We start from the raw sequence: 22,668 nt of genomic DNA on the forward strand, positions 1-22,668 counted from the left end.
ACATCAGGACGGGATCTCGGCGAGCCGATAGTAGCTCCCGGCCGCGGTTGAACAGCAGATGAAGACCTCACCGTGCAGGGTGAAATGCCGGTCCACCGGCTGGCCGGATCGGCCTCGGAGCCCGCAGAATTGACCGCATGCCCGCGCGTCGCGTCGACAACGTCGTCTCCTGGTTGCAGCAGGGTTATCCACACGGGATTCCGCGGCAGGACTACTTTCCGCTGCTCGCGCTGCTGGCCCGGTCGCTGTCCGACGACGACGTCGTGGCTGTCGCGCAGGCGGTGCTGCGCGGCGACGATTCGGGCACCGTGACGTCGCGCGAGGTGCGGGCGGCGCTGCATGTGGTCACCGCCGCCGAGCCCGACGCCGAGGAGATCGAGCAGGTGGCCGCGCGGCTGGCGTCCGTCGGCTGGTCGGTGGTGGCATCCGCGCGCTGAACTCGGCGCGCTGAACTCAGTCGCGAACGTCTCGGCGCAGCGGGTGGTCGTCGGGCACCTGCACGAAGATCAACGTCACGCCGTCGGGGTCGACGACGTGCATCTCGTGCAGACCCCACGGTTCGCGGCGGGCCTCGCGGGCGATCTCGATGCCACGTTCCCGCAGCTTGGTCTGCGCCGCCTGCACGTCCCGGACCTGCAGCCACAGCGCTCCGGGGAACGGTGGCGCACCGTGGTCGGGGGCGCCGTGGCCGGCGAGTTCGATCAACGACTGGCCGGCGTAGAACACGGTGCCTGCGCCGTACTCCCGGGCGACCGCCAGGCCGATGCCATCGCGGTAGAACGCCACTGACCGCTGATAGTCGGCCGGCCGAAACAGCATCCGACTGGCCAGGATCTCCATGCCACCGTGTTTATCACGCGGGCGGCGGGCTCAGCCGATGTGCCTGCCGGTGTGCGCCCAGTACGGGTCGCGCAGGTCGCGTTTGAGCACCTTGCCGCTCGGGGTGCGCGGCAGCGCCGCGACGAAGTCGACGGTCTTGGGCAGCTTGAAGCCGCCGAGGCGCGCCCTGGCGTATCCGATCAGCTCGGCGTCGTTCAGCGAGGCGCCCGGCGCGGGCACCACCACGGCCTTGACCGCTTCGCCCCATCTGTCGTCGGGCACGCCGATGACGGCGACGTCGGCCACCCCGGGGTGGGTCATCAGGACGTTCTCCACCTCGATCGGGTACACGTTCTCGCCGCCGGAGACGATCATGTCCTTGACCCGGTCCTGCAGGTACACGTAGCCGTCGGCGTCGATGTACCCGGCGTCCCCGGTCTTGAGCCATCCGTCGCCGGTCAGGGTGGCCGCGGTCGCCTCGGGGTTGTTCCAGTAGCCGAGCATGTTCTGCTCGGAACGGGTCCACAGCTCGCCGACCGTTCCGGGCGGGGCGTCGGCGCCGTCGGGGTCGACGACCCGCACCGCCACCCACGGATACGGCTTGCCGCACGAGCGCAGCCGGTCCGGCACGTGGTCGGCGCCGTCGAGCTGGGTGATCGATCCGGTGGTCTCGGTCATGCCGTACACCTGCGCGAACACCCCGCCGAAGCGTTCGATCCCGCGGATCAGCACGTCGTCGCTGATGGGGGAGGCGCCGTAGACGAGCACCCGCAGGTGGGAGAAGTCGCAGGTGGTGACGCCGGGGGTGTCGAGGAGGACCTGGATCACGGCGGGCACCAGCAGCAGGTTCGTGACGCCGTGGGTGGCGATCGCATCGTGGATGGCGGCCGGGTCGACGTCGCGCAGCACGACGGTGGGGGCGCCGTGCCACAGCCCGGCGAACGCCCATCCGGACCCGGCCATGTGGAACAGCGGCATGACGGCCAGGCTCACGGCGTCGCCGCTGAACCGCCACGGCCCGGCGACCCCCGCGGTCTTGGCGCGGTAGTTGGTGTTGCTGAGCATGACGCCCTTGGGCAGCCCGGTGGTCCCCGATGTGTACATCAGCGCCACCAGGTCATCGGGCCCGGTGGCGACGCCGGGGTCGACGGCGGGGTGGGCGGCCACCCAGTCGGCGAAGTCCGGCCAGCGGTCGTGGCTCCCGATCGCGACGACCTCGGCGCTGATCTGGGCCTCGATGGCCTCGACATGGCCGAAGAACTCCTCGCCCACGACGATCGCCGCGGCCCGGCAATCGGCGACGATGTGGCGGATCTCCGGCGCTGCCAGCCGCCAGTTGACCGGGACGGCGACGGCACCCAACTTGGCCAGCCCGAACACCACGTCGAAGAACTCCGCACCGTTGCGCTCGACGAACGCGACCCGGTCGCCGAACCCGATGCCCGCCGACGAGAACGCCTGGGCCGCACGGCTGGACCGCGCGTCGAGTTCGCCGAACGTGATGGTCCGGTCATCGACCACCAGCGCGGGCGCATCGGGGCGGTCCCGGCCGTGCACCCGGACGACATCGGCCAGGCCGGCGATCCCGGAAGCCGTCATCGGTCTTCGGGCTGCATCCGCTGGCGCTTCATCATCATGTCGACGGCGGCGGGGGCGATGCTGTTGATGGCGGCCGCGGTGACCGCGATCCGCGGCGCGATGCTGACCGGGCGATCGCGCGCGGCGGTGACGATCCAATCGGCGGCCTCGTCGGCGGACAACCCGGGCAGGCCGTCATAGGCGCGGGTGGGTGCGATCATCGGGGTCTTCACCAGCGGGTAGTACAGGGTCGTGGAGTGGACGCCCCGGTCGCTCCACTCGGTTTCGATGATCCGGCTGACCGACGACAGCGCCGCCTTGGAGGCGTTGTACACCCCGAACAGTGGCGGCGACTCGGTCTTGACGCCCCAGGTGGACACGTTGATCACGTGGCCGTCCCCGCGCGCGATCATCCCCGGGGCCAGGCCGCGGATCAGCCGCAGCGGTGCGTAGTAGTTCAGCGCGATCGTGCGTTCGACGTCGTGCCAGCGCTCCAGCGATTCGGTCAGCGGTCGCCGGATGGACCGGCCGGCGTTGTTGACCAGGATGTCGACACCGCCGAGGTCGGCCTCCACCGTGGCGACCAGAGCGTCGACCGCGTCGAGGTCGGACAGGTCGCAGGCGTGGGCGCGGGCGTCCCCGCCGGCGGCGGTGATCCGTGCGACGACTGCGTCGAGCAGCTCCGCGCGGCGGGCCACCACCACGACCGTGGCGCCGCGGCGTGCCAGCTTCCCGGCGGCGGCTTCGCCGATGCCCGAGGACGCGCCGGTCAGCAGGACCCGCTTGCCCGTCAGGTCGACCACCTCGCGGTTGGGCCGGTACTGCAGCAGCGTCGGGAGGATCGGGGGCCGCATGCTGGTCAGCACGACCTGTTCGGCCAGCCGGCGCAGCGGGTTTCTGCTAGTCACGTAGCGAGTCTAGGTATCCAGGCGACAACTCAGGCGAGCAGCTTCTCGCTCAGCTCCCACAGCCGCTCGGCCGACTCCGGATCCACGGCGTAGCCGGCGACCCCCGGCGTGGTCTGGAGCGGGTCGCTGCCCAGGTCGACCGTGACAGGCCGGGCGTCCGCCTCCAGCGGCGAGATGTCGTTGTCGGCCAGGTACACCCCGCCGATCTGGGCGAGCAGTGGGCTGGTCGCGGCGAACACCTGCGTCGAGGCGCCGTGCTGCGGCGTCTTCATGTCCCGCTCGGGGTCGATGATGGGCTGGTCGTTCTCGTCGAGGAGCCCCATTGCGCGCCAGTCGTCGAGGCTGAACGACGGCCCCAGGTTGGTCGAGACGATCCCGCCGGGGTGCAGTGAGTAGCCGCGGATGCCGTCACCGGACCACTGCCGGTCGAGTTCGACGGCGAACAGTACATTGGCGGTCTTCGACTGGCCGTAGGCGACCATGCCGTCGTATTCCCGCTCGAAATGTGGATCTTCCCAACGGATGTCGGACAGGTGATGACCCCAGGACGAGACCTCCACCACGCGTGCACCGCCTGCCTTGCGCAGCGCGGGGAGCAGGCCGTGTGTCAGCTGGAAATGACCGAGATGGTTGGTCGCGTATTGGGCTTCGTACCCGCGGGAATCACGGACGAGCTCGCCGCCCATGATTCCGGCGTTGTTGATCAGGATGTGCAGCGGACGTCCGGAGTCGCGGTACCGCGCGGCGAACGCCTCCACCGAGGCGGGATCGATGAGATCGAGCTGATCGATTTCCACGCCGGCGATGCCGTCCACCGCCTCGGCCGCCGTGGCGGGATTACGGCTGGCGACGACGACGTTGGCACCAGCATTGGCCAGTGCACGGGTGGTCTCGAGTCCGAGACCGACGTGGCCGGCGGTGACGACGACGTTGCGCCCGGAGAGGTCGATGCCGTTGACGACCTCCTCGGCCGTCGAGGCAGCGGTGAAACCGGATCCGATGGGGTGTTGTGTGTTGGTCATCAGTCCACAGTGCGCCCGAATGGTTGGACTTTGAATGGTTGTGCGTTCGGATTTCTTGCGCGATAGTACGGATATGGTTCGAGATCAGCTCTCCGACGTGTTCGACCTCATCGAGGTCCAGGGCCTCGTATCCGGTGGGTTCTCGGTGCGCGGGGACTGGATCTGCCACGTCGACATCCACGACCCGCTGAAGATGATCGCCGTGGTCTGCGGGCATCTGAGGCTGACGACCGACCGCATGTCCGAACCGATCGACCTGGCGCCCGGCGATGTCGCGATCCTCAATCGATGCTCGCGGATGGTGCTCCAGGGCGGTTCGGGACTCGACGCGCCCACCGAGCTCGTGATCGACGAATCGGACACCTTCGTCCGGGTCGACGGCGCCAACTGCAGCGACTCCGACGTGATCATCGGAGGTCACATCGACGTCAACCCGATCGGTCAGGCGCTGCTGATGCAGGCCCTACCACCCGTCGGGCATGTACGTGCCTCCGCGGCCGAGGCGACCAACCTGCACGCGATCCTCAACCGCCTGCTCGACGAAGTGACCGGCGACCGGGTCGGTGCGGCCTTTGCAATCAAGCAGCAGGGCCAGCTGCTGCTGCTCGAGGTGCTTCGCGCCTACATCGCCCAAACCGACGAACTCCCACCCGGGTGGCTGCGCCTGCTCACCGACGACAGGCTGCGCCCGGCGGTGTCGCTGATGCACGACCAACCCGGAAAGCCTTGGCGTCTCGATGAACTCGCTCGCACGTCGGCGATGTCGCGGACGTCGTTCGCGGAACGCTTCCGGGTGGTCGCGGGCGTACCTCCGCTGACGTATCTCAACAACTGGCGCATGCAGCTGGCGCGGCACGCGCTGCGCGACGGCGACGCCCGCGTGGGCCCGCTGGCGTTCCGGCTCGGCTACACGTCGGAAAGTGCCTTCAGCAACGCTTTCAAACGGGAGGTCGGGATGTCGCCGCTGCGCTACCGCGCCAGCGTCCAGATCGGGTGATCTCGGCGTGCCTATCGCCGCTCAGCGACGAAAACCACGCCGAAATCGCTCAGAAATACCGCGGGAACGGCGTCCAGTCCGGGGCGCGCTTCTCCAGGAACGCGTCACGGCCCTCGACGGCCTCGTCGGTCATGTACGCCAGCCGGGTGGCCTCGCCGGCGAACAACTGCTGGCCAACCAGGCCGTCCTCCGGCAGGTTGAAGGCGTACTTCAACATCCGGATGGCCTGGGGTGACTTCCCATTGATCTCCGAAGCCCATTGCAGCGCAACGGTTTCCAGATCGGCATGGTCAACGACCTCGTTGACCGCGCCCATCGCGTGCATCTGCTCGGCAGTGTAGGGGCGGCCCAGGAAGAAGATCTCGCGGGCGAACTTCTGCCCGGTCTGGCTCGCCAGATACGCCGACCCGTAGCCGGCGTCGAACGAACCCACGTCCGCGTCGGTCTGCTTGAAACGGGCGTGCTCACGCGAAGCGAGCGTCAGGTCGCACACCACGTGCAGCGAGTGCCCGCCACCGGCGGCCCACCCGTTGACCAGGCAGATCACCGGTTTGGGCATGAACCGGATCAGGCGCTGCACCTCGAGGATGTGCAGCCGGCCCGCCCGGGCCGGGTCCACCGTCTCGGCGGTGTCCCCGGAGGCGTACTGGTAACCGCTGCGGCCGCGGATGCGCTGGTCACCGCCGGAGCAGAAGGCCCACCCGCCGTCCTTGGGCGACGGCCCGTTGCCCGTCAGCAACACGACGCCGACGTCGGAGGACATCCGGGCGTGGTCGAGGACGCGGAAGAGCTCGTCGACGGTGTGCGGCCGGAATGCGTTACGGACCTCGGGCCGGTCGAAGGCCACCCGGACCGTCGGTGTTTGGGCGCCGTCGGCGACGTGGCGGTGGTAGGTGATGTCGGTCAGGTCGTCGAAGCCGGCCACCGGCTCCCAGAGGCTGGGGTCGAACGGGTTACTCACAGGATCGGTCACGGGGTCAAACGTTATCGAAGCGGAACACCGAGCAGCGGCCGGCCAACGCCTCGAACTCGTCGGGGTCGGGTCCGGTGACCAGCCCGGCGTTCTTCATGAAGCTGACGCCGGTGGGCACCAGCGTCGGGAACTGCCGCAGCAGCGGGCGGGCTTGCTCGGTGGTCAGCTCCACCATCCGCACCGGCTCGCGCACCCTGCCGCGCACCAGCACCGCATCGGGATTCGCCTGCGCGTTGCGCACCCAGTCCGCGCCGGGGAACCCGCCGACGACGTAGCGTTTCCCGTCGACCTCGAACGGGGTGATCGGCGTCGACCGTGGCCGGCCGGACTTGCGGCCGGTCACCGTCAGCACCAGCGGACCGTCCTTCATCAGGCCGGTCCTCATGGCGGCCATCAGCACCTTGTTCATCGGTTTGAGCCACCACGGCGGCTTCGGATCGGCCATCCGTCCAGTGTGCCGTCACAGGCCGTAGGGCCGCAGGGCGGTGATCAGCCCGTCGCTGCGCTGCGAGGTCGGCAGCGGATCGACGAGCGCGAAACCGCAGCCCAGCGCGCGGGCTCCGCCGTCGGCCTCGTCGCTGTCGCCGACCATCAACGCCCGCTCGGCGGGCACCCCGAGCCGGTCCAGGGCGGTCTGGAAGATCGCCGGGTCCGGCTTGACGGCGCCGACCTCGAACGACAGCACGAACTCGTCGACGACCCCGACCCCACCGACAGCCTCGAACGCCGGCCGCAGATCGAAGGCGATGTTGGACACCACCGCGGTCGTGACGCCGCGCCGACGCAGTCCGCCGAGCACCGCAGCGGTGTCCGGATACGGCATCCAGCTCGCGGGGTCGATCACCCGGGCATAGAGCGATTCGGCATGGTGGCGGGCCAGTCCGGATTCGCGCAGCACGTGCAGGTAGGCCTCGCGGTGCAGATGTGGCGCCAGGTCCCTGTTCATCCACGCCTGCAGCGCCTCGGGCGTCATGTGCACCGACCGACCGGTCGGCGCGGTGAGCCGCCGCATCAGCTCGGCCTGCACGTGACCGTCGATCTCGCGGCGGTCGTCGTTGTCGAGTTCCATCCCCGCGAACCAGCTGTCGTCCTCCTCGAGCCGGAACAGGGTGCCGGAGAAATCGAACAGCACTGCCGCCACGTCGTCCACGCCACCATCGTGCCAGGTGTGAAATGTCCGCCAAACGGCTAAATAACCGCATGACCGCGTCCGAATCGTTCCCGCTGCAGACTGTCGTGGTGGTTCCCGCGCACAACGAGCGGGCCGATCTGCCGGAATGCCTGCGGGCGCTGGCCACCGCTGCGCTGTGCCTGTCCACCTCGGTGTCGGTGGACGCGGCCGATGTCGGCGCCACCCGAGCCGCCGGGTTCGAGTACGCGCGGTCGCTGTTCGCCGGGCTCGACGCCGCGGACATGGTTCTCGGAGTGGTTCGGGTGCCGAACTGGCGGAACTTCTCGCCCGCGCACCGCTTCGAGGAGGCCGGGCTGACCGTGCACCGCGACCGGGAGTTGTCGGTGGCGACGTCGGACCGGCGCGAGGGCCGCACCCCGGGCGGGTTCGCCCAATACCTGAAGAGAGCGTCGTGACCACCGCGCGTACCGGCAACTCCGCGCGACTGGCCGCCCAACCGCTGGCTGACGGTGGTACCCCGACGCACGCGTGGCTCGACGCCGGGTTGCGGCTGCCCAGCCTGGATCTCAGCGACTGCCCCGAGGTGGTGGTGGTCGGCGCGCATCCCGACGACGAGACGCTGGGATTCGGCGGGACGGCGGTGCAATTGGCCGAGGCCGGAGTGCGGGTGCAGATCGTCTCGGCCAGCGACGGCGGCGCCGCTCACCCGAACCAGTCTCTGCTGCAGCGCTTTCAGCTGGAGCGGGTGCGCCGCGCGGAGCTCTACAGCGCAGCCGGGGTAATGGGTCTCAACGCCCCGTTCTGCCTGGGGCTGCCGGACGGGCAGCTCGCCCGGCACGAAGATCGGCTGGCGGATCTGCTCACCGAGTTGCTGGCCACCAAGCCGGCCGGAACGTGGTGTGCCGCGACCTGGCGCGGTGACGGCCATCCCGACCATGAGGCGGTGGGCCGGGCCGCGGCTACCGCGGCCGAGCGCAGCGGTGCGGTGCTGATGGAGTACCCGGTGTGGATGTGGCACTGGGCGCAGCCCGTCGACCCCGCGGTGCCGTGGGATCGCGCGTACTCGGTTCCGCTGAGCCGCTTCGCCATCGAGCAAAAGAACCGCGCGGCGCAGACCTTCCGCAGCCAGTTCGTGCCGCGGGCCCCGGGGGTCCCGCCGGTTCTTCCCCCGTTCGTGCTGAGCAGGCTGCTGGCCGTGGGTGAGGTGGTCTTCCGCTGACTACTCGACTGCCCGACAGCTACTTCGACCGCATGTACGCGGAATCCGCGGATCCGTGGGGCCTGCAGGCGCGGTGGTACGAACAGCGCAAGTACGCGATCACCACCGCCCTGCTGCCCTATCCGCGCTACCGGCACGCGTTCGAGCCGGGCTGCTCGGTCGGCGTACTCACCGAGAAGCTGCTCGGCCGCTGCGATCACGTGACCAGCACCGACATCAGTGTCGGCGCGCTGGACGCCACGCATCGGCGGCTGCTGGCGAGCAGAACCAGGGATCGGGTGACGTTGTTGCGCGGCTCGCTCGACCAGCCCTGGCCCGCCGGACCTTTTGATCTGGTGGTGCTCTCGGAGTTGTGTTACTACCTGCAGCCCGAGCTGCTGCGCGAGGCGCTCGACCGTGAGGTGCCGCGGCTGGGTCCGGCCGCGACGGTGGTCGCGGCCCACTGGCGCCATAGGGTGCCGGACTATCCGATGGCCGGGGACCGGGCCAACGACATCATCGGCGCGACACCCGGCCTGCATCACCTCGGTGTGTACCGCGATGCCGACGTGGTTATCGATGTGTTCGACAGAGCCGGGGGAGCGTCGGTCGCCTCCCGCACCTCGGTGCCCGGCGCTTAGTCGCCTCGCGCCCGGGAAGCTTTGGCCTGCAATACTTCCCGCTCGCGGTCGTTGTCGGCGAGTGCGATCGCGCGGTCGAACTCGACTGCCGCCTCGGCGTCCCGGCCGAGTCGTGACAGCAGCTCACCGCGCACGCTGGGCACCAGATGCGACCGGTCGAGCCCCTCGATCCGGTCGATGATCTCCAGCGCCTGCGAAGGGCCCGTCAGCGGGTCGGACATCGCGACCGCGACGGCCCGGTTGAGTTCGACGACCGGAGACGGGACCAGTGCCAACAGCGCGTCGTAGAGAGCGACGATGCGCGGCCAATCGGTGTCGCCGGCGGTCGGCGCGACCGCGTGACATTCGGCAAGTGCGGCCTGCAAAGAGTAGTAACCCCACCCGGTCTTCCTGCGCTGCAACACATCAGAAGCCTGCTGCAGCGCGCGCACACCACGCTGGATCTGAGCACGGTCCCACCTGGCCCGGTTCTGGTCCTCGAGCAGAATCGGGGAGCCGTCGGCGTCGGTGCGGGCTCCCAGACGCGAGGACTGGAACTCCATCAGCGCGACCAGCCCGAGCACCTCGGCCTCGTCAGGGGCCAACGCCGCCAGCACGCGGCCGAGTCGCAATGCCTCGCTGCACAGTTCACCGCGAATCCACCGCTGTCCGGCGGAGGCGGCATACCCCTCGTTGAAGATCAGGTAGAGGACGTTGAGGACCGAGGACAGCCGCTGCGGGCGCTCCGAGCGGCCCGGGATCTCGAAAGGTACTCCCGTCAGCGCCTTCTTGGCCCGGACGATGCGCTGTGCGATCGTGGCCCGTGGGGTGAGAAACGCCTTGGCGATCTCGTCGGTGGTCAGGCCGCCGACCACCCGCAGGGTCAGCGCGATCTGGTTCTCCCTCGACAGCGCCGGGTGGGCGGACATGAAGATCAGCCGCAGCACGTCGTCGTCGATGCGGTCGGGGTCCCAGGTGTCGTCGACGTGGTTCTCCAGTTCGCGAGCCAGCACGGCGTACTTGGCGTCGAGGTTGTCCTGCCTGCGCCAGTGGTCGATGGCCTTGCGTTTGGCGACGGCGGTCAGCCACGCGCCCGGGTTGCGGGGCACTCCGGTGTCCGGCCACTGGGTGAGGGCGTCGACCAGGGCTTCCTGGGCGAGGTCCTCGGCCAGGCCGATGTCCCCGACCGTGCGGGTCAGCGTGGCGACGATTCTTGCTGCCTCGATGCGCCACACCGCGTCGACGGTCTGTCGCAGATCAGCGGTGTCCACGTTCCCCATTACTTCCCGGCGGCGCTCAACGCCCAAGCACCGTGCTCATGTCCGAATTCGCCCACAGGTTGAGGAAGTTCGTCATCATCAGCAGCCGGCTGCGCGTCTGTTCGCTGTCCGCGACGCGCGGGTCGAACCGGTCGGCCACCGGTTCGGCAGCCGCTTGAGCAGGTAGCCGGGCACATCGAGCAACCACGCCGGTCCCGTGATCGCGACGTAGGTGAGCAGGTGCCGACGTAACTCGCCGACATCCAGTGGCGCTCCGCCCGCCGCGGCGAACTCGGCGACGAAATGGTCGAGCAGCGAGTCGAAGTGGGCGTTCCACATGTCGGTGTCGGCGCTGCACATCGAGCCCCAGATCGCCATCGCGAGGTTCATCCGGCCGACGCATCCCCAGTCGAGGAGCCCGCATCGGAGCTCTCCTGCGGTGTCCCGCCAGAACCACGCGTTGTCGACGTTGGCGTTCCAGTGGCACAGCGCGACGTATCGGGGATCGGCACCCAGGGAGTCCCACAGATCCTCGACCCGGGCCGCGCACACCGTGACCTGCTCACGCAGCCGGGAGAGGAACTCCGGAGAAGTCACACCGGAAGGCAGCAGGGCAGGCTGCCGGGAAGCCAGTTCGCCGAGCTGATCGACACGGCGGTGCAGCTGGTCGGCGGTGTACGGGGTCCGCTCGCCGACCGACAGCCGTCTCATGTCGACGGGGAACTCGAAGCCGGCACCCAGCAGACCGGCCCGGTGGGCGCCGGCCAGCCTGGCGAGCGCACCCAGCAGGGCGCGGTAGTGACCGGGAGGATCCGGCATGACGTGATCGGCGCATTTGTCGTAGTGGGGCTCGATCCCGTTGCTGCCATAGGCGATCCGGGTGGTGATCAGGATTCCGGTTCCGGATCGCTCGTCGTAGTCCGCGAACAGGCACCGGGGCACGTCTATCGGGAATTCCGGGGAGCCGGTGAGCAATGCGAACCGCACTTCTTCCGCCATCTGGCTGCGTCCGACGTCGCGTCCGGGGTCGTCGAAGTCGCGGGAGAACTTCACGAACAGGTCTCGCGGTAGGTCGCCGTCCTGTCGGTACGACACTGACAGCACCGCTTTCCGTCCTGTGCTGCCCCCGCCGAACTCCCTCAGCTCCTCGATCGCGACCACGGCGTTGTCGCCGGTGAGGGCACCCGCGCGGCGGAACGCCTCGGTGAGGAACTCCGCCCCGCCGGCACCCAACGAGTTGGTGTCGGCCGGGACGTCGAGGCCGAGATGACCGCCGGGGAACCACCGCTGGTCATCCATCGATCCCGCCGAGGTGCCCATGCCCGTGATTGTGCACGGCCGGCTCACACGTAGCGGGAGCGGCCGGCCAGCGCGCCGGCCCCGATCTGCACGGCATAGACCACCAGGAACATCATCCACGGCACCGTCCAGCCGTGCGTCACGTCGTGGAGCAGGCCGAACAGAAACGGTCCGGTGCCCGCGACGAGATAGCCGAATCCCTGCACCATGCCCGACAGTTGCGCGGTGTCCTCTGCGGTGCGGGCACGAAGCGCGATCACCGCGAGCGCCATCGAGAACGCGCCCATGCCGACACCGATCAGCACGCTCCAGAGAACGGGGTGCGCGGCGGGAGCCAGCATCACGCCGGTCGCCCCTGCGAAGCCCACCACGCCGAGCGCGACGATCCACCAGGTCTGGTTGGCACTGCGGGCGGCCAGTGGGGAGATCACCAGCGCCACCGGCACCCCGATCAGCGACACCAGTCCGACCAGCAACCCGGCGTGCAGCTTGTCGATGCCGTTGTCGATGAAAACCTGTGGAAGCCAACCCATCACGATGTAGGCCATGAACGCCTGACAACCGAAAAACAGCGTCACCGTCCAGGCCAGCGGGTTGCGCAGCAGCGAACGGGGCCGACCCGCCAGCCTGCCCTGCTCAGCCCACGTTCCGCGGTGGCGCCGGGAGGCGGGCAGCCACACCGCGAACGCCACGAAAGCCACCGCCGCCCATGCCGCAAGAGCGACGCGCCAGCCACCCAGTGGGCCCTCCAGCCCGGGTGTCACGGCCGAACCGAGCGCTCCGCCGCCCTGCAGTGCAGCGGTGTAGATGCCGGTCATCAGGCCGACCCGGGCGGGAAACGACCCCTTGATGACGACGGGGATCAACACATTGATCAGCGCGATGCCGGCGCACGCCACAAGGGTGGCGCCGATCACCACGTGCGGTCCGTCGATGACCCGGGCGGCCAGGCCGATGGTCAACGCGACCATGGCCGCCGAGATGGTGCGCCCGAGGCCGATCCTCGAGGACAACCGCGGCGCGGCCAGTCCGGCGGCCGCGAAGCACAGCGCGGGCAGTGTGGTCAGCAGGCCGGCCCAGGTGGCCGACACCGCGAGGTCGGTGCGCATCTCGCCGAGCAGGGGCGCCACGCTGGTCACGGCCGGCCGCAGGTTCAATGCGGTCAGCACGACGGCCACCGCGAGCAGCGCCCCACCGGCCACCGTGGGAACCCCGCCCGGCTCGTCGGGCGGGGGTGTGTCGATCTCGGGCTTGGTGCTGCGCACCCCGCTACACTGCCATACATCCCATGATTGGTTGAAAGGATCTCTCTGTGCCGTTGAGCACTGCCCGGCGGGCCGGCCTGGTCGAGCAGGTCATCGACCAGCTTCGGCATGCGGTGACCGCCGGTGAATGGCCGGTCGGTCAGCGCATCCCCAACGAGGCCGTGCTCGTGGAGTCGCTCGGCGTCGGACGCAACACGGTGCGCGAGGCGGTTCGCGCCCTGGCCCACGCCGGGATCCTGGAGGTCCGGCAGGGGGACGGCACCTATGTGCGGGCGACCAGCGAGGTGTCGGGAGCACTGCGCCGACTCTGCGGCGCCGAGTTACGCGACGTGCTCCAGGTGCGCCGCGGCCTGGAGGTCGAAGGAACGCGCCTGGCCGCGGCCAACCGTACCGAGGCCGACCTCGCAGAGCTGACGGCGTTGCTGGCCCGCCGTGATCAGTGCCAGGCGGCCGGCGACACCGACGAGTTCGCCCGCGCTGACGCCGAGTTCCACCTCGCGGTGGTGCGCAGCTCGCACAACCCGATGCTCACCGAGCTGTACCGGGGCTTGATCGAGGCCATCACGGCCAGCGTCGCGACCACCCACGAGAAGCCGGTGGAGATCGTCGATCACGCAGTGCTGCTCGAGCACATCGCCGCAGGCGACGTGGAGCGGGCGGCGCGGACGGCCGCCGCGCTGCTCGACGGCATCCTGGCGACCCTGGACGGCTGATCCGGGTCGGAACCGTCGCGGCGACGAAAGCGATCGCGTCTCACGTCGGCTGCCAGAGGACGGCTAATTGTCGGTTGGTGGTGGTGGTTGGTAGGGGGTGTACCACTTCCATTGGGCGCGTTCGCCGGTCGGCCCGCGGTACGGGGCGACGGCCGGGGGCGCTGTGGTGGGTGGTCGGGCCAGTGATCCCGAACTGAGTTCCTGGCCTTCGTTGTCGGTGACTTTGAGGCGGTGCGCGGGCCCGGTGAGGGTGATGCCGCCCTGGTGGTGCAGCCGGTGATGGTAGGGACACAGCAAGACCAGGTTGTCGAGTTCGGTGGGGCCGCCGTCTTCCCAGTGCCGCAGATGATGGGCATGCAGACCTCGGGTGGCGCCGCAGCCGGGGACCACGCAGCAGCGGTCCCGATGCTCCAGGGCGCGGCGTAGCCGCCGGTTGACCGTGCGGGTGGCCCGGCCGGCGCCGATGACCCGGCCGTGGCGTTGGAACCACACCTCACAGGTCGCATCGCAGAGCATCATGCGGCGTTCACTGTCGGACAACAATGGCCCGAGGTGCAGGGCGGCGAGGTGTTGGTCGACGTCGAGGTGGGCGATCACGGTGGTGCGTTGCCCGTGTGGGCGGCGAGCTACTTCGGTGTCCCAGCCGGCGTCGACCAGGCGCATGAACGCATCCACGGTGCTCGGGAACGGCGGCGCCTGATCCGACACCGGTCCGCCGGTGTCGTGGTCGTGGCGCCAGTCGGTGACCAGGGCGTCGAGGTGGGAGGCCAGGGCGGCGTCGACGACCGCGGCCTCAGCGTGCGGCAGCCGGATCCTGTAGGTGGCGTGGGTGTCGTCGCCGGTCTTGATGACCGACCGCTCCGGCTCGGGTTGCGGCTTGGGTTCGGGCTTGGGTTTGGGTCGGGGGGCTGCTTTGAGGGCGGTGTGCAGTTGGGTGACCGTCGCCGATTCGGCCAGCTTCGCGTAGTGGGCGTCGGAGCCGTCGGCGGCCCGCCCGGCGATCACCCCGACCTGATCGAGTGACAGCCGCCCCTCGCGCAACCTCTGGGTGCAGCGCGGAAACTCCTCGAGCCGGCCGGCGATGGTGGTGATGGTGTTTGCGTTGGTCGGTGAGGTGCCCAGTTTCCAGGCCACCAGCCCGGCCACCGAACGGGCCCCGGTCAGACCGCAGAGTTCGTCGCGGTCGATCTCGGCGACGATCTCCACGATCCGCCCATCGATGGCATTACGCTGCCCCGCCAACTCCGCCAACTCGGCGAACAACACCTCAAGACGCTCCTTGGGAGCCAAAGAAGTTGCCGCCGAAGACATGCCACCATCATGACAGCGGGGTCCGACATTTCGGGTTGAAAGAGCTAGCCGACCGCCCGGCCGGAACTCTCCCAGAACTGCGCCCGCACAGCCTTCTTGTCCGGCTTGCCGAGCGCGGTGACCGGCACCGAGTCGACGACGATCACCTGCTTGGGCACATGCACCGAGCCCTTGCGCTCCTTCACCGACGCCTGGATCTCGGCGGTCATGGTGGCGACCGCGGCGTCGTCGGAGGCCATGTCGGGCCGCAGCACCACCACGGCCGTCACCGCCTCGCCCCACTTCTCGTCGGGCGTACCGATCACACACACCTGGGCGATCGACGGATGCTCGGCCACAACGTCTTCCACCTCGCGCGGGAACACGTTGAAACCGCCGGTGACAATCATGTCCTTGGTGCGGTCCACGATGTAGTAGAAGCCGTCGGAGTCTTCCCGGGCCAGGTCGCCGGTACGCATCCAGCCGTCGCGGAACGTGTCTGCGGTGGCATCGGGCAGGTTCCAGTACCCCCCGGCCAGCAGCGGTCCCGACACGCAGATCTCGCCGACCTCCCCCTGCGGCACCGGGGTTCCGTCCTCACCCAGCAGCGCCACCCGCGCGAACAGCGTCGGGCGCCCGCACGAGGTCAGCCGCTTCTCGTCGTGGTCCTTCTTGGGCAGGTAGGTGATCACCATCGGCGCTTCGGACTGGCCGTAGTACTGCGCGAAGATCGGCCCGAACCGCCGGATCGCCTCGGCCAACCGGACCGGGTTCATCGCCGAGGCCCCGTAGTACACCGTCTCCAGCGACGACAGGTCCCGGGTGTGGGAGTCGGGATGGTCCATCAGCGCGTAGATCATCGAGGGCACCAGCATCGTCGCGGTGATCTTCTGCTCCTCGATCACCCGCAGCACCTCGGCCGGGTCGAACTTCGTCAGCACGATCAGTTCGCCACCCTTGACGATGACGGGGGTGAAGAACGCCGCACCGGCGTGGGACAGCGGTGTGCACATCAGAAAGCGCGGGTTCTCCGGCCACTCCCACTCGGCCAACTGCACCGTGGTCATCGTCGTGATCGACTGCGTCGTCCCGATGACACCCTTGGGCTTGCCGGTGGTGCCGCCGGTGTAGGTCAGCCCGCCGATGTGGTCGGGCGGCAGGTCGGCTGCCACCAGGGGCTTGGCCGGATACTTCGCCGCCTCCGCGTTCAGGTCGATGGCCTTGACGCCGCTGTCCGCGAGTTCGGCGGGCACCGGGCCGATCGTCAGGATCTGCTCGAGCGACGGCACCTTCTGCATCAGGCCCAGCGCACGCTCGACGAACATCGGGTTGGGGTCGATGATCAGCGACGTCACCTCGGCATCGGAGAGCACGTAGGCGTGGTCGTCCAGTGACCCCAGAGGGTGTAGCGCGGTGCGGCGGTAACCCTGTGACTGGCCGGCGCCGATGATCATCAGCACCTCGGGCCGATTCAGGGAGAGCAGACCCACCGCCGCGCCGGTTCCCGCCCCCACCGCTTCGAAGGCTTGGATGTACTGGCTGATGCGATCGGCGAGCTCGCCGCCGGTCATCGTGGTGTCCCCGAGGAACAGCACCGGTCGGTCCTTGTGTCGTTTGAGCGCACCCACCGTGAGGTGGCCGGAGTGCAGGGGATGGCGCAGCAAGTCACTCATGGGGACCAGACTAGAACGTGTTCCAATTCCAGTCACAGGGTCTGCACCATTTCCGCCGGAACTGCATTCCAGCAGGCGTGCTCTTGGGCAGATTCATACGGTCAATGCAACATCCAGTGATTTGAGGGGTTGCTATGCCGTCAGGGTTTCCGGTGCCGTGGGTAGTCAAGCGGGAGTTCTTCGATCTGGTCTGTGGCGGGATGACCACGACTGAGGCGTCGTTGCGGGTGAGCGTGTCGCGACGTACCGGCTGGTTGTGGTGGCGCCAGGCTGGGGGCATGAAATTACGGATAGGCGGCGACGGCCTGGGTGGACTGGCCTACGCGGGAGATCTGACACGTGCTGGTGGGCGCGGACATCGGCTGAGCTTCGCTGAACGCTTTGAGATCGACCGCGGCCTGCAGGCCGGTCTCAGTTTCGCCGAGATCGGTCGCCGGCTCAAGCGCGACCGATCGGTGATCTGGCGCGAAGTGCGGCGAAACAGCCTGCCCAACGGCGATTACCACGCCTTGATGGCCCAGGCCGGGCCACCGACAACGCCCGCCGCCCGAAGAATTTCAAGCTCAGCGATCACCGGCTGTGTTCGATGATCGAAGCCTGGATGGACGACGGCTGGAGCCCGAGGCTGATCTCGCAGATGTTGGCGTGTGACTTTGCCGATGACAAGCTGATGCAGATGAGCCACGAGACCCTCTACCAGAGCCTCTATGTTCAGACTCGTGGTCAGTTACGTGCTGATCTGCACAAATGCCTGTCGACGAAACGCTCCACACGCAAACCCCGTGGGCACCCCGGCCGCAGCGGTGTCTACACCCCTGGGGAAATCTTCACTATCAGCGATCGCCCCGCTGAAGCCGGCGATCGTGCCGTACCCGGGCATTGGGAAGGCGATCTGATCATGGGCTCGGGCAACCGCAGCGCGATCGGCACCCTGGTCGAGCGCAGCACCCGGTTCACCATCTTGTTGCATCTGCCCGGCGACCACACCGCCGAGACCGTGGCTGCGGCGATGATCGAGGCGATGGCCGAACTGCCCGATCACCTGCGCCGATCGATCACCTGGGACCGCGGCAGCGAGATGGCGAACTGGCAGCACATCAAGATGGCCCTGGGCACCCCGGTGTACTTCTGCAACCCGCACTCACCGTGGCAGCGCGGCACCAACGAAAACACCAACCGGTTATTGAGGTTCTGGTTCGAAAAGGGCAGCGATCTGAGCGGCTACACCAAAGCCGACCTCAGACGTATCGCCGACAAACTCAACACCCGGCCACGGCCCACCCTCGACCTCGACACACCCGGCCAACGACTCAACGCACTTCTTAGCCAAGCCGCCTAAATGTTGCACTAACCGGTTGACATTGCCTTGCACTCTTGCTGCTGGAACGCAGTTCCGCCGAGATCGGGGCCAGCTACTGCCAGACGCCCTCCTTCTTCCACCTCAGCTCCTTCTGGACCCATTCGTTGTCCTGCGGGAACTCCTCGGTCTCGGTGATGCGACGCACTTCCAGCCGGGCGCCAGGACCCAGCGGGCACTTCAGCGCCCACTGCTTGGCCTCCTCGATCGACGACACCCCGAGCACCCAGAAACCGTTGAACAGCTCCTTGGCCTCGGTGTACGGGCCGTCGGTCACCACCGGGGTGTCGGAGTCGAAGTCGACGACGAAGCCCTCCTCGGGCCCGGCGAGCCCCTCGCCGGCCAGCAGCACCCCGGCCTTGATGAGCTCCTCGTTGTAGCGGCCCATCGCCTCGATCACCTCGTTGAAGTCGACGTTCTCCATCGCCTTCTCGGCCTCCGGGGTCGACCGCAGGATCAGCATGTAGCGGGTCATCGTTCTCTCCTTCTTTTGTCGGGAAGGGTCCGTCCAGTCTTGTTCACCGGGCCCTCACAACGACGTCGATCGGCGAGACCGGGAATCGACATGAACTCGAGAAAATTTTCAGAAGTCTTCAGAAGTCTTCAGAAGTCGTCGAACCGGCCGGGCACCTGACCCCATTCGCGCAGCCATCCCTTGCGCGCGGCCGGGTACCACTTGAACGACGCGGGCACATAGACCCACCCCGCGCGGATACCGGCCCGGATCGCGCGGTACCGACGTTCGTCGGTGCGGCTCCACCGGATCTCGAAGCGCTCCCGCACGACGGAAGGCAGACCACCGAATATGACCAGACGCATCGGGGGCGCCAAAGCCATCCGGACCGGCTTCGTGGGAAGCAGCGCGTCGGCCAGGGGTCGCAGCCGCGGATGGCTCGGATAGTCGGCAGACGCGCTCATGTCCGGGATGGTGCGCCGGTTGATGAACTCGATCAGATAGTCCGAGGCCGGGTTCGGCTCGAGAACGTCGCGGCAGTAGCGCGCGACCTCCCGCTCGAACGCGGCGCGGTCCGCGGGGACGACGCTGTCCGTCATGCCGTAGCGCCGGTACCACTCGCGGCCCTCCGCGTAGAGTCGCTGGCTGTCTTGCTCGGTGAGCCGGTACCGGTCCCAATACGTCGCCAGTCGGTCGACCATCCGTTGGAAAGTCGCGTGCGCCCACCAGAACGTTGCCGGGTCCAGCGCATGGTAGCGGCCTCCGCCGAAGCGCGCGCCCAGCGTTCCCTTGATGTCGTGGTGGAAGTCGCGGACGCGCAGCCCCGTCTCCTCGGCCTGCGCGCCGTCGTAGACGGTACCGAGAATGCCGGGGAGCGAACGGAACACACGATCGACCGGGTCATCGAAGAAGTCCGAGTGGTCGATCAATCCCTGCCCGATGGCCGGGTGCATCGTCTGCAGCAGGCCTGCGGTGCCGCCCTCGAAGGCGATCCGCATGTCACCCGCCCACCTCCACAGCAGGGACTGGGGCCCGAGCTCAGCCCGGGAGTTCACCGACGGCATGCTGCTGCTCTCCGAAGTACTTGTCCAGCAGGTCGTCGCTCGATCGCTTACCCCAGCGCTCCAAGTATGCCCTGCCCCGACGGGTACGTGAAAGCATCTGGTAGCGAACGGCATTCTTCGCGATGACCGGGACGATGGCCCAGGGAAGTGCACGGGGCAGCCCGAGATCGTCCATGCCTTCTGCTAGAAGGAAGTACCTCAGCATGCTCAGCAACCGGGCGCGGGCGTAGGCGCCGCGCAGGCCCACCAGATTTGGATAGTGGAGTGCACGTTGCGCATCGACGATCGCGTTGGCCAGTGCCGGTCCGGCCTCGCTGACCGTCGATTGGGTGATCAGCAGGTGGTAGTTCAGTCGGTGTTGCTCAGCTTCTCTGTCGCACAACCAATCTTCGTCGACACCCATCAGCCAACCGACGTACTTCCACATGTGCATGATCGCCCGGGACTCGGCACTGCTGACCCGGACTCCGAGCATCCGCACACCCAGCAGCAGGGCCCCGTTGAACAAACCCAGTGTCGCGGCCTGGTCGGTCTGATTGATCGGCAGGCCCCACTTCTCGATGTCCCAACGACCGTTCGTCTCGAACTGATGGTTGACGAGCGCGTGCATCAAGCGCACGTGGACGGTCAGCGCAAAACCTTCGCCCTCGCGACGCATCGCGTCGGGTTGGGAAACGGCGATCGCCCATTTCTGCGTCTCGGCCAGTCGGCGTACGGTTTTCCGTCCGGTCAAACCGCCGGTTTCGACGAGCAGATCGGTCGGGCCGCCGAAGCGGTACCCGCCGATCAACGACAACTGCAACATGACATCCGAGGCGTTGGTGCCCAGCCTGCGGTAGGCGCTCGCACCCTCGTTGACGAGGTCGAAGTCCACCCAGGACGGGACGTGCTCGACGGTGGCGAAGAAGTCGCGCAGCGGCGGCGGGCATTGCGGCACGCTGTCGACGCCGTGGTGCAGCGCCTGTTTGAACTGCCCCATGGTCACCCGGTCGGGATGTCCTGGTTCGTCGATCCGCATCGCGGCGACCAACGCCGCCCCCACTTCGTCGCGGTGCATGAGGCGTTGTCCGATCGTGTCGATCAATTCACGGTCGGGACGCACCGTTCTGGTGAGCAGGCGGAGGGGACGGCCGAGGCGGCGGTTGCGGTACTGGGCCGCCATGAACCGCCGGGGGTGCGTGACGTCGGTGTCCTGTGTCAACATGGACGTCATGCTGACACGAGCGATTACTCGCGTTCAATTCGCGTCCTCATGAGCCGCAAGCCATCTCCGCGCCAGCGCCGAGCGCCGAGCCAGGAAAGATCCAGGGCGATGGTCGAGCGCATCCTCGACGCGGGGCAGCAGATGTTGATCACCCACGGCTATGACGGCGCGTCGACCAACCGCATCGCCGCGGCCGCGGGGATCAGCCCGGGATCGCTTTATCAGTACTTCCCCAACAAAGACGCGATCGCGGCGGCGGTCATCGACCGCTACAGCGACCAGCTGTCCTCCCGTGTTGCCGCACGGGTGTCGGAGCGATTGGACCAGCCGGCGCCCGACTACGTGCGGGAGTCGATTGCCGCATTGGTCGACGCTCTGGACGTGCACCCGGAGTTCCTGCGGGCGGTCATGGAACAGACGCCGCGGCTGGGCGCGGGCAGCAAGTTGATCGCGTTCGAGCAGCGAATCGGCGAGCTCACCGTGGCATATCTGACGATCAATCGACAGCAGATCCGACCCGGAACCACGCTGGACACGGCGTCATGGATGCTGGTGCGGATGGTCGAGCACCTCTGCGTTCGCTACGTTCTCGATCAGCCGGCCATCAGTCGCGATCAGTTCATCGACGAGCTCACCCTCATGGCGCTGAGCTACCTGCGACCGTGGCCGACTCCACCCGAAGAGTGCTTCCCCGACCTCGGCTGAGTCGCCCCGCCAACGCGAATTGAACACGAGCGATAGCTCGTGTCAACATGTGACCCCGCATGTTCAGCGTGGGAAATCGGGAAACCGTCCCATCGAAAAAAGTTAGCGGTCATACTGCTCCCTATCGGTGTGCATAGTTCGCGGGTAGGGCCGAGGTGCGCTCGACAACAGCTGGGCAGCTGGTGTTGTATGACCACATTCAGCACGAATAAGGGACGGACAGATCTCACACGGCACGCAAGTCACGGACATTAAGTGAACAACCATTCAGATACACCAAGGGCCGTTGTCCATGGTGGGCGGGCGCCCGGCGACGGCGTCGACGTGATCACGGGCTGGGCCGGCGGCTACGTCAGGCGTCACCCGATGGCGTCACTGTCCACCGTCGGAGATCAGTTCGTGCTCGGCGTGCGGACCCTGCAGTACTTCTTCATCGACTTGTTCACGGGCCGGTTCCAGTGGCAGGAGTTCATCAGGCAGGGCGCGTTCATGGCCGGCACCGCCGTGTTGCCGACCGTCCTGGTGGCACTCCCGATCGGCGTCACCCTGTCCATCCAGTTCGCGCTGCTGGCAGGTCAGGTGGGTGCCACGTCGCTGGCAGGCGCCGCAAGTGGGCTCGCCGTCATCCGCCAGGCGGCGTCGCTGACCGCGGCGATCCTGATGGCCGCTGCCGTTGGATCGGCGATCACCGCCGACCTGGGATCGCGCAAGATGCGCGAGGAGACCGACGCAATGGAAGTCATGGGTGTCTCGGTGATTCGGCGGCTCGTCGTTCCCCGATTCGCCGCCGCCGTCCTCGTCGGCGTAGCGCTCACCGGCATGGTCTGTTTCGTCGGCTTCCTCGCCAGCTACCTGTTCAACGTCTACTTCCAGAACGGCGCACCCGGCAGCTTCGTCGCGACCTTCGCGTCGTTCGCGACCACCGGTGATCTGGTGGTGGCACTGGTCAAGGCCGTGATCTTCGGTGCCATCGTCGCGGTGGTGTCCTGTCAGAAGGGCCTGTCCACCCAGGGCGGCCCCACCGGGGTCGCGAACTCGGTCAACGCCGCGGTGGTCGAGTCGATTCTGGTGCTGATGATCGTCAACGTCGCGATCAGCCAGCTCTACATCATGATGTTCCCGCGGGTCGGGCTATAGC

Annotated in this window: 22 protein-coding genes and 2 pseudogenes; 9 read left to right on the top strand and 15 right to left on the bottom strand. The window is 67.9% G+C overall.

Annotated features, from left to right (window positions below; translation table 11 throughout):
- Positions 1 to 137 precede the first annotated feature (137 nt).
- Entirely contained in the window at positions 138 to 437 is a 300-nt protein-coding gene (locus G6N53_RS08755) for a DUF3349 domain-containing protein (RefSeq protein WP_163888122.1), read from the top strand.
- Positions 438 to 453: 16 nt separating this feature from the next.
- On the opposite strand, the gene G6N53_RS08760 is transcribed toward G6N53_RS08755, so the two are convergent.
- From G6N53_RS08760 to G6N53_RS08775, 4 genes are read right to left on the bottom strand one after another with little or no spacing between them, the layout of a single operon-like run.
- Positions 454 to 840 (bottom strand): VOC family protein, encoded by a 387-nt coding sequence (locus tag G6N53_RS08760; protein WP_163888123.1) that lies wholly within the window; start codon positions 838 to 840, stop codon positions 454 to 456.
- A gap of 30 nt (positions 841 to 870) precedes the next feature.
- The gene (locus tag G6N53_RS08765; protein WP_163888124.1) at positions 871 to 2,418 is read right to left on the bottom strand and encodes a long-chain-fatty-acid--CoA ligase; all 1,548 of its coding nucleotides are present in this window, start codon (positions 2,416 to 2,418) and stop codon (positions 871 to 873) included.
- Entirely contained in the window at positions 2,415 to 3,305 is an 891-nt protein-coding gene (locus G6N53_RS08770; RefSeq protein ID WP_163888125.1) for an SDR family oxidoreductase, read from the bottom strand. Before G6N53_RS08770 ends, G6N53_RS08765 begins: the two co-directional genes overlap by 4 nt.
- A 29-nt stretch (positions 3,306 to 3,334) precedes the next feature.
- Positions 3,335 to 4,327 carry an SDR family NAD(P)-dependent oxidoreductase gene (locus G6N53_RS08775; RefSeq protein ID WP_163888126.1) on the bottom strand — a complete coding sequence of 331 codons (993 nt, stop codon included), beginning with the start codon at positions 4,325 to 4,327 and terminating at the stop codon, positions 3,335 to 3,337.
- Positions 4,328 to 4,400: 73 nt separating this feature from the next.
- Here G6N53_RS08775 and G6N53_RS08780 point away from each other — a divergent pair, with 73 nt between their 5' ends.
- A complete protein-coding gene (locus G6N53_RS08780) occupies positions 4,401 to 5,324 on the top strand; it encodes an AraC family transcriptional regulator (protein ID WP_163888127.1) in 924 nt (307 codons plus the stop codon).
- A gap of 49 nt (positions 5,325 to 5,373) precedes the next feature.
- Here G6N53_RS08780 and G6N53_RS08785 read toward each other — a convergent pair whose 3' ends face one another.
- The 3 genes from G6N53_RS08785 to G6N53_RS08795 are packed head-to-tail and all read right to left on the bottom strand — an operon-like array spanning position 5,374 to position 7,447.
- Positions 5,374 to 6,297, bottom strand: a complete 924-nt coding sequence (locus G6N53_RS08785; RefSeq protein ID WP_163888128.1) for a 1,4-dihydroxy-2-naphthoyl-CoA synthase — start codon at positions 6,295 to 6,297, stop codon at positions 5,374 to 5,376.
- 4 nt (positions 6,298 to 6,301) lie between these two features.
- Positions 6,302 to 6,742, bottom strand: coding sequence for a nitroreductase family deazaflavin-dependent oxidoreductase (locus G6N53_RS08790; RefSeq protein ID WP_163888129.1), 441 nt, complete (start codon positions 6,740 to 6,742; stop codon positions 6,302 to 6,304).
- A 15-nt stretch (positions 6,743 to 6,757) separates the two neighbouring features.
- Entirely contained in the window at positions 6,758 to 7,447 is a 690-nt protein-coding gene (locus G6N53_RS08795) for an HAD family hydrolase (RefSeq protein ID WP_163888130.1), read from the bottom strand.
- Positions 7,448 to 7,497: 50 nt separating this feature from the next.
- On the opposite strand from G6N53_RS08795, the gene G6N53_RS08800 reads away from it, so the two are divergent.
- Genes G6N53_RS08800 through G6N53_RS08810 form a run of 3 tightly spaced genes read left to right on the top strand, consistent with a single transcriptional unit; the run spans position 7,498 to position 9,268 of the window.
- Positions 7,498 to 7,884, top strand: a complete 387-nt coding sequence (locus tag G6N53_RS08800) for a hypothetical protein (RefSeq protein WP_163888131.1) — start codon at positions 7,498 to 7,500, stop codon at positions 7,882 to 7,884.
- Positions 7,881 to 8,648, top strand: coding sequence for a PIG-L deacetylase family protein (locus G6N53_RS08805; RefSeq protein WP_163888132.1), 768 nt, complete (start codon positions 7,881 to 7,883; stop codon positions 8,646 to 8,648). Before G6N53_RS08800 ends, G6N53_RS08805 begins: the two co-directional genes overlap by 4 nt.
- Positions 8,645 to 9,268 (top strand): SAM-dependent methyltransferase, encoded by a 624-nt coding sequence (locus G6N53_RS08810; protein ID WP_205390534.1) that lies wholly within the window; start codon positions 8,645 to 8,647, stop codon positions 9,266 to 9,268. The genes G6N53_RS08805 and G6N53_RS08810 overlap by 4 nt, the downstream gene beginning before the upstream one ends.
- Here G6N53_RS08810 and G6N53_RS08815 read toward each other — a convergent pair.
- The 3 genes and pseudogenes from G6N53_RS08815 to G6N53_RS08825 all read right to left on the bottom strand — a co-directional run bounded on the left by G6N53_RS08815 (position 9,265) and on the right by G6N53_RS08825 (position 13,070).
- Complete coding sequence (locus tag G6N53_RS08815) at positions 9,265 to 10,527, bottom strand: RNA polymerase sigma factor (protein WP_163888134.1); 1,263 nt, start codon at positions 10,525 to 10,527, stop codon at positions 9,265 to 9,267. The genes G6N53_RS08810 and G6N53_RS08815 overlap by 4 nt on opposite strands.
- 16 nt (positions 10,528 to 10,543) lie before the next feature.
- A pseudogene (locus tag G6N53_RS08820) lies at positions 10,544 to 11,805 on the bottom strand (hypothetical protein).
- A gap of 44 nt (positions 11,806 to 11,849) precedes the next feature.
- Complete coding sequence (locus G6N53_RS08825; RefSeq protein ID WP_163888135.1) at positions 11,850 to 13,070, bottom strand: CynX/NimT family MFS transporter; 1,221 nt, start codon at positions 13,068 to 13,070, stop codon at positions 11,850 to 11,852.
- Between the two features lie 47 nt (positions 13,071 to 13,117).
- Between G6N53_RS08825 and G6N53_RS08830 the strand changes: the two genes are divergently transcribed.
- A complete protein-coding gene (locus tag G6N53_RS08830; RefSeq protein ID WP_163888136.1) occupies positions 13,118 to 13,783 on the top strand; it encodes a FadR/GntR family transcriptional regulator in 666 nt (221 codons plus the stop codon).
- 63 nt (positions 13,784 to 13,846) lie between these two features.
- On the opposite strand, the gene G6N53_RS08835 is transcribed toward G6N53_RS08830, so the two are convergent.
- Together G6N53_RS08835 and fadD8 are read right to left on the bottom strand one after the other, a co-directional pair.
- On the bottom strand, positions 13,847 to 15,094 hold the full coding sequence (locus tag G6N53_RS08835; protein WP_163888137.1) for an HNH endonuclease signature motif containing protein: 1,248 nt from the start codon (positions 15,092 to 15,094) through the stop codon (positions 13,847 to 13,849).
- 44 nt (positions 15,095 to 15,138) lie between these two features.
- Positions 15,139 to 16,746, bottom strand: a complete 1,608-nt coding sequence (gene fadD8 / locus G6N53_RS08840) for a fatty-acid--CoA ligase FadD8 (RefSeq protein ID WP_163888138.1) — start codon at positions 16,744 to 16,746, stop codon at positions 15,139 to 15,141.
- Between the two features lie 134 nt (positions 16,747 to 16,880).
- Between fadD8 and G6N53_RS08845 the strand changes: the two are divergent.
- Positions 16,881 to 18,085: pseudogene (locus tag G6N53_RS08845) on the top strand (IS30 family transposase).
- A 73-nt stretch (positions 18,086 to 18,158) separates the two neighbouring features.
- Here G6N53_RS08845 and G6N53_RS08850 read toward each other — a convergent pair.
- The 3 genes from G6N53_RS08850 to G6N53_RS08860 form a co-directional block, all read right to left on the bottom strand.
- On the bottom strand, positions 18,159 to 18,578 hold the full coding sequence (locus tag G6N53_RS08850) for a YciI family protein (RefSeq protein WP_163888139.1): 420 nt from the start codon (positions 18,576 to 18,578) through the stop codon (positions 18,159 to 18,161).
- Positions 18,579 to 18,706: 128 nt separating this feature from the next.
- Positions 18,707 to 19,621 carry an oxygenase MpaB family protein gene (locus G6N53_RS08855; RefSeq protein ID WP_163888140.1) on the bottom strand — a complete coding sequence of 305 codons (915 nt, stop codon included), beginning with the start codon at positions 19,619 to 19,621 and terminating at the stop codon, positions 18,707 to 18,709.
- Positions 19,596 to 20,834: an oxygenase MpaB family protein gene (locus G6N53_RS08860; RefSeq protein ID WP_163888141.1), complete on the bottom strand. Its 1,239-nt coding sequence runs from the start codon at positions 20,832 to 20,834 to the stop codon at positions 19,596 to 19,598. The genes G6N53_RS08855 and G6N53_RS08860 overlap by 26 nt, the downstream gene beginning before the upstream one ends.
- A gap of 99 nt (positions 20,835 to 20,933) precedes the next feature.
- On the opposite strand from G6N53_RS08860, the gene G6N53_RS08865 reads away from it, so the two are divergent.
- Both G6N53_RS08865 and G6N53_RS08870 read left to right on the top strand, forming a co-directional pair.
- Positions 20,934 to 21,530 carry a TetR/AcrR family transcriptional regulator gene (locus tag G6N53_RS08865; RefSeq protein ID WP_163888142.1) on the top strand — a complete coding sequence of 199 codons (597 nt, stop codon included), beginning with the start codon at positions 20,934 to 20,936 and terminating at the stop codon, positions 21,528 to 21,530.
- Between the two features lie 324 nt (positions 21,531 to 21,854).
- On the top strand, positions 21,855 to 22,667 hold the full coding sequence (locus G6N53_RS08870) for an MlaE family ABC transporter permease (RefSeq protein ID WP_163895653.1): 813 nt from the start codon (positions 21,855 to 21,857) through the stop codon (positions 22,665 to 22,667).
- Position 22,668: the final 1 nt, after the last annotated feature.

Origin of the sequence: Mycolicibacterium hippocampi (genome assembly GCF_010723735.1) — a bacterium.
GTDB lineage: Bacteria > Actinomycetota > Actinomycetes > Mycobacteriales > Mycobacteriaceae > Mycobacterium > Mycobacterium hippocampi.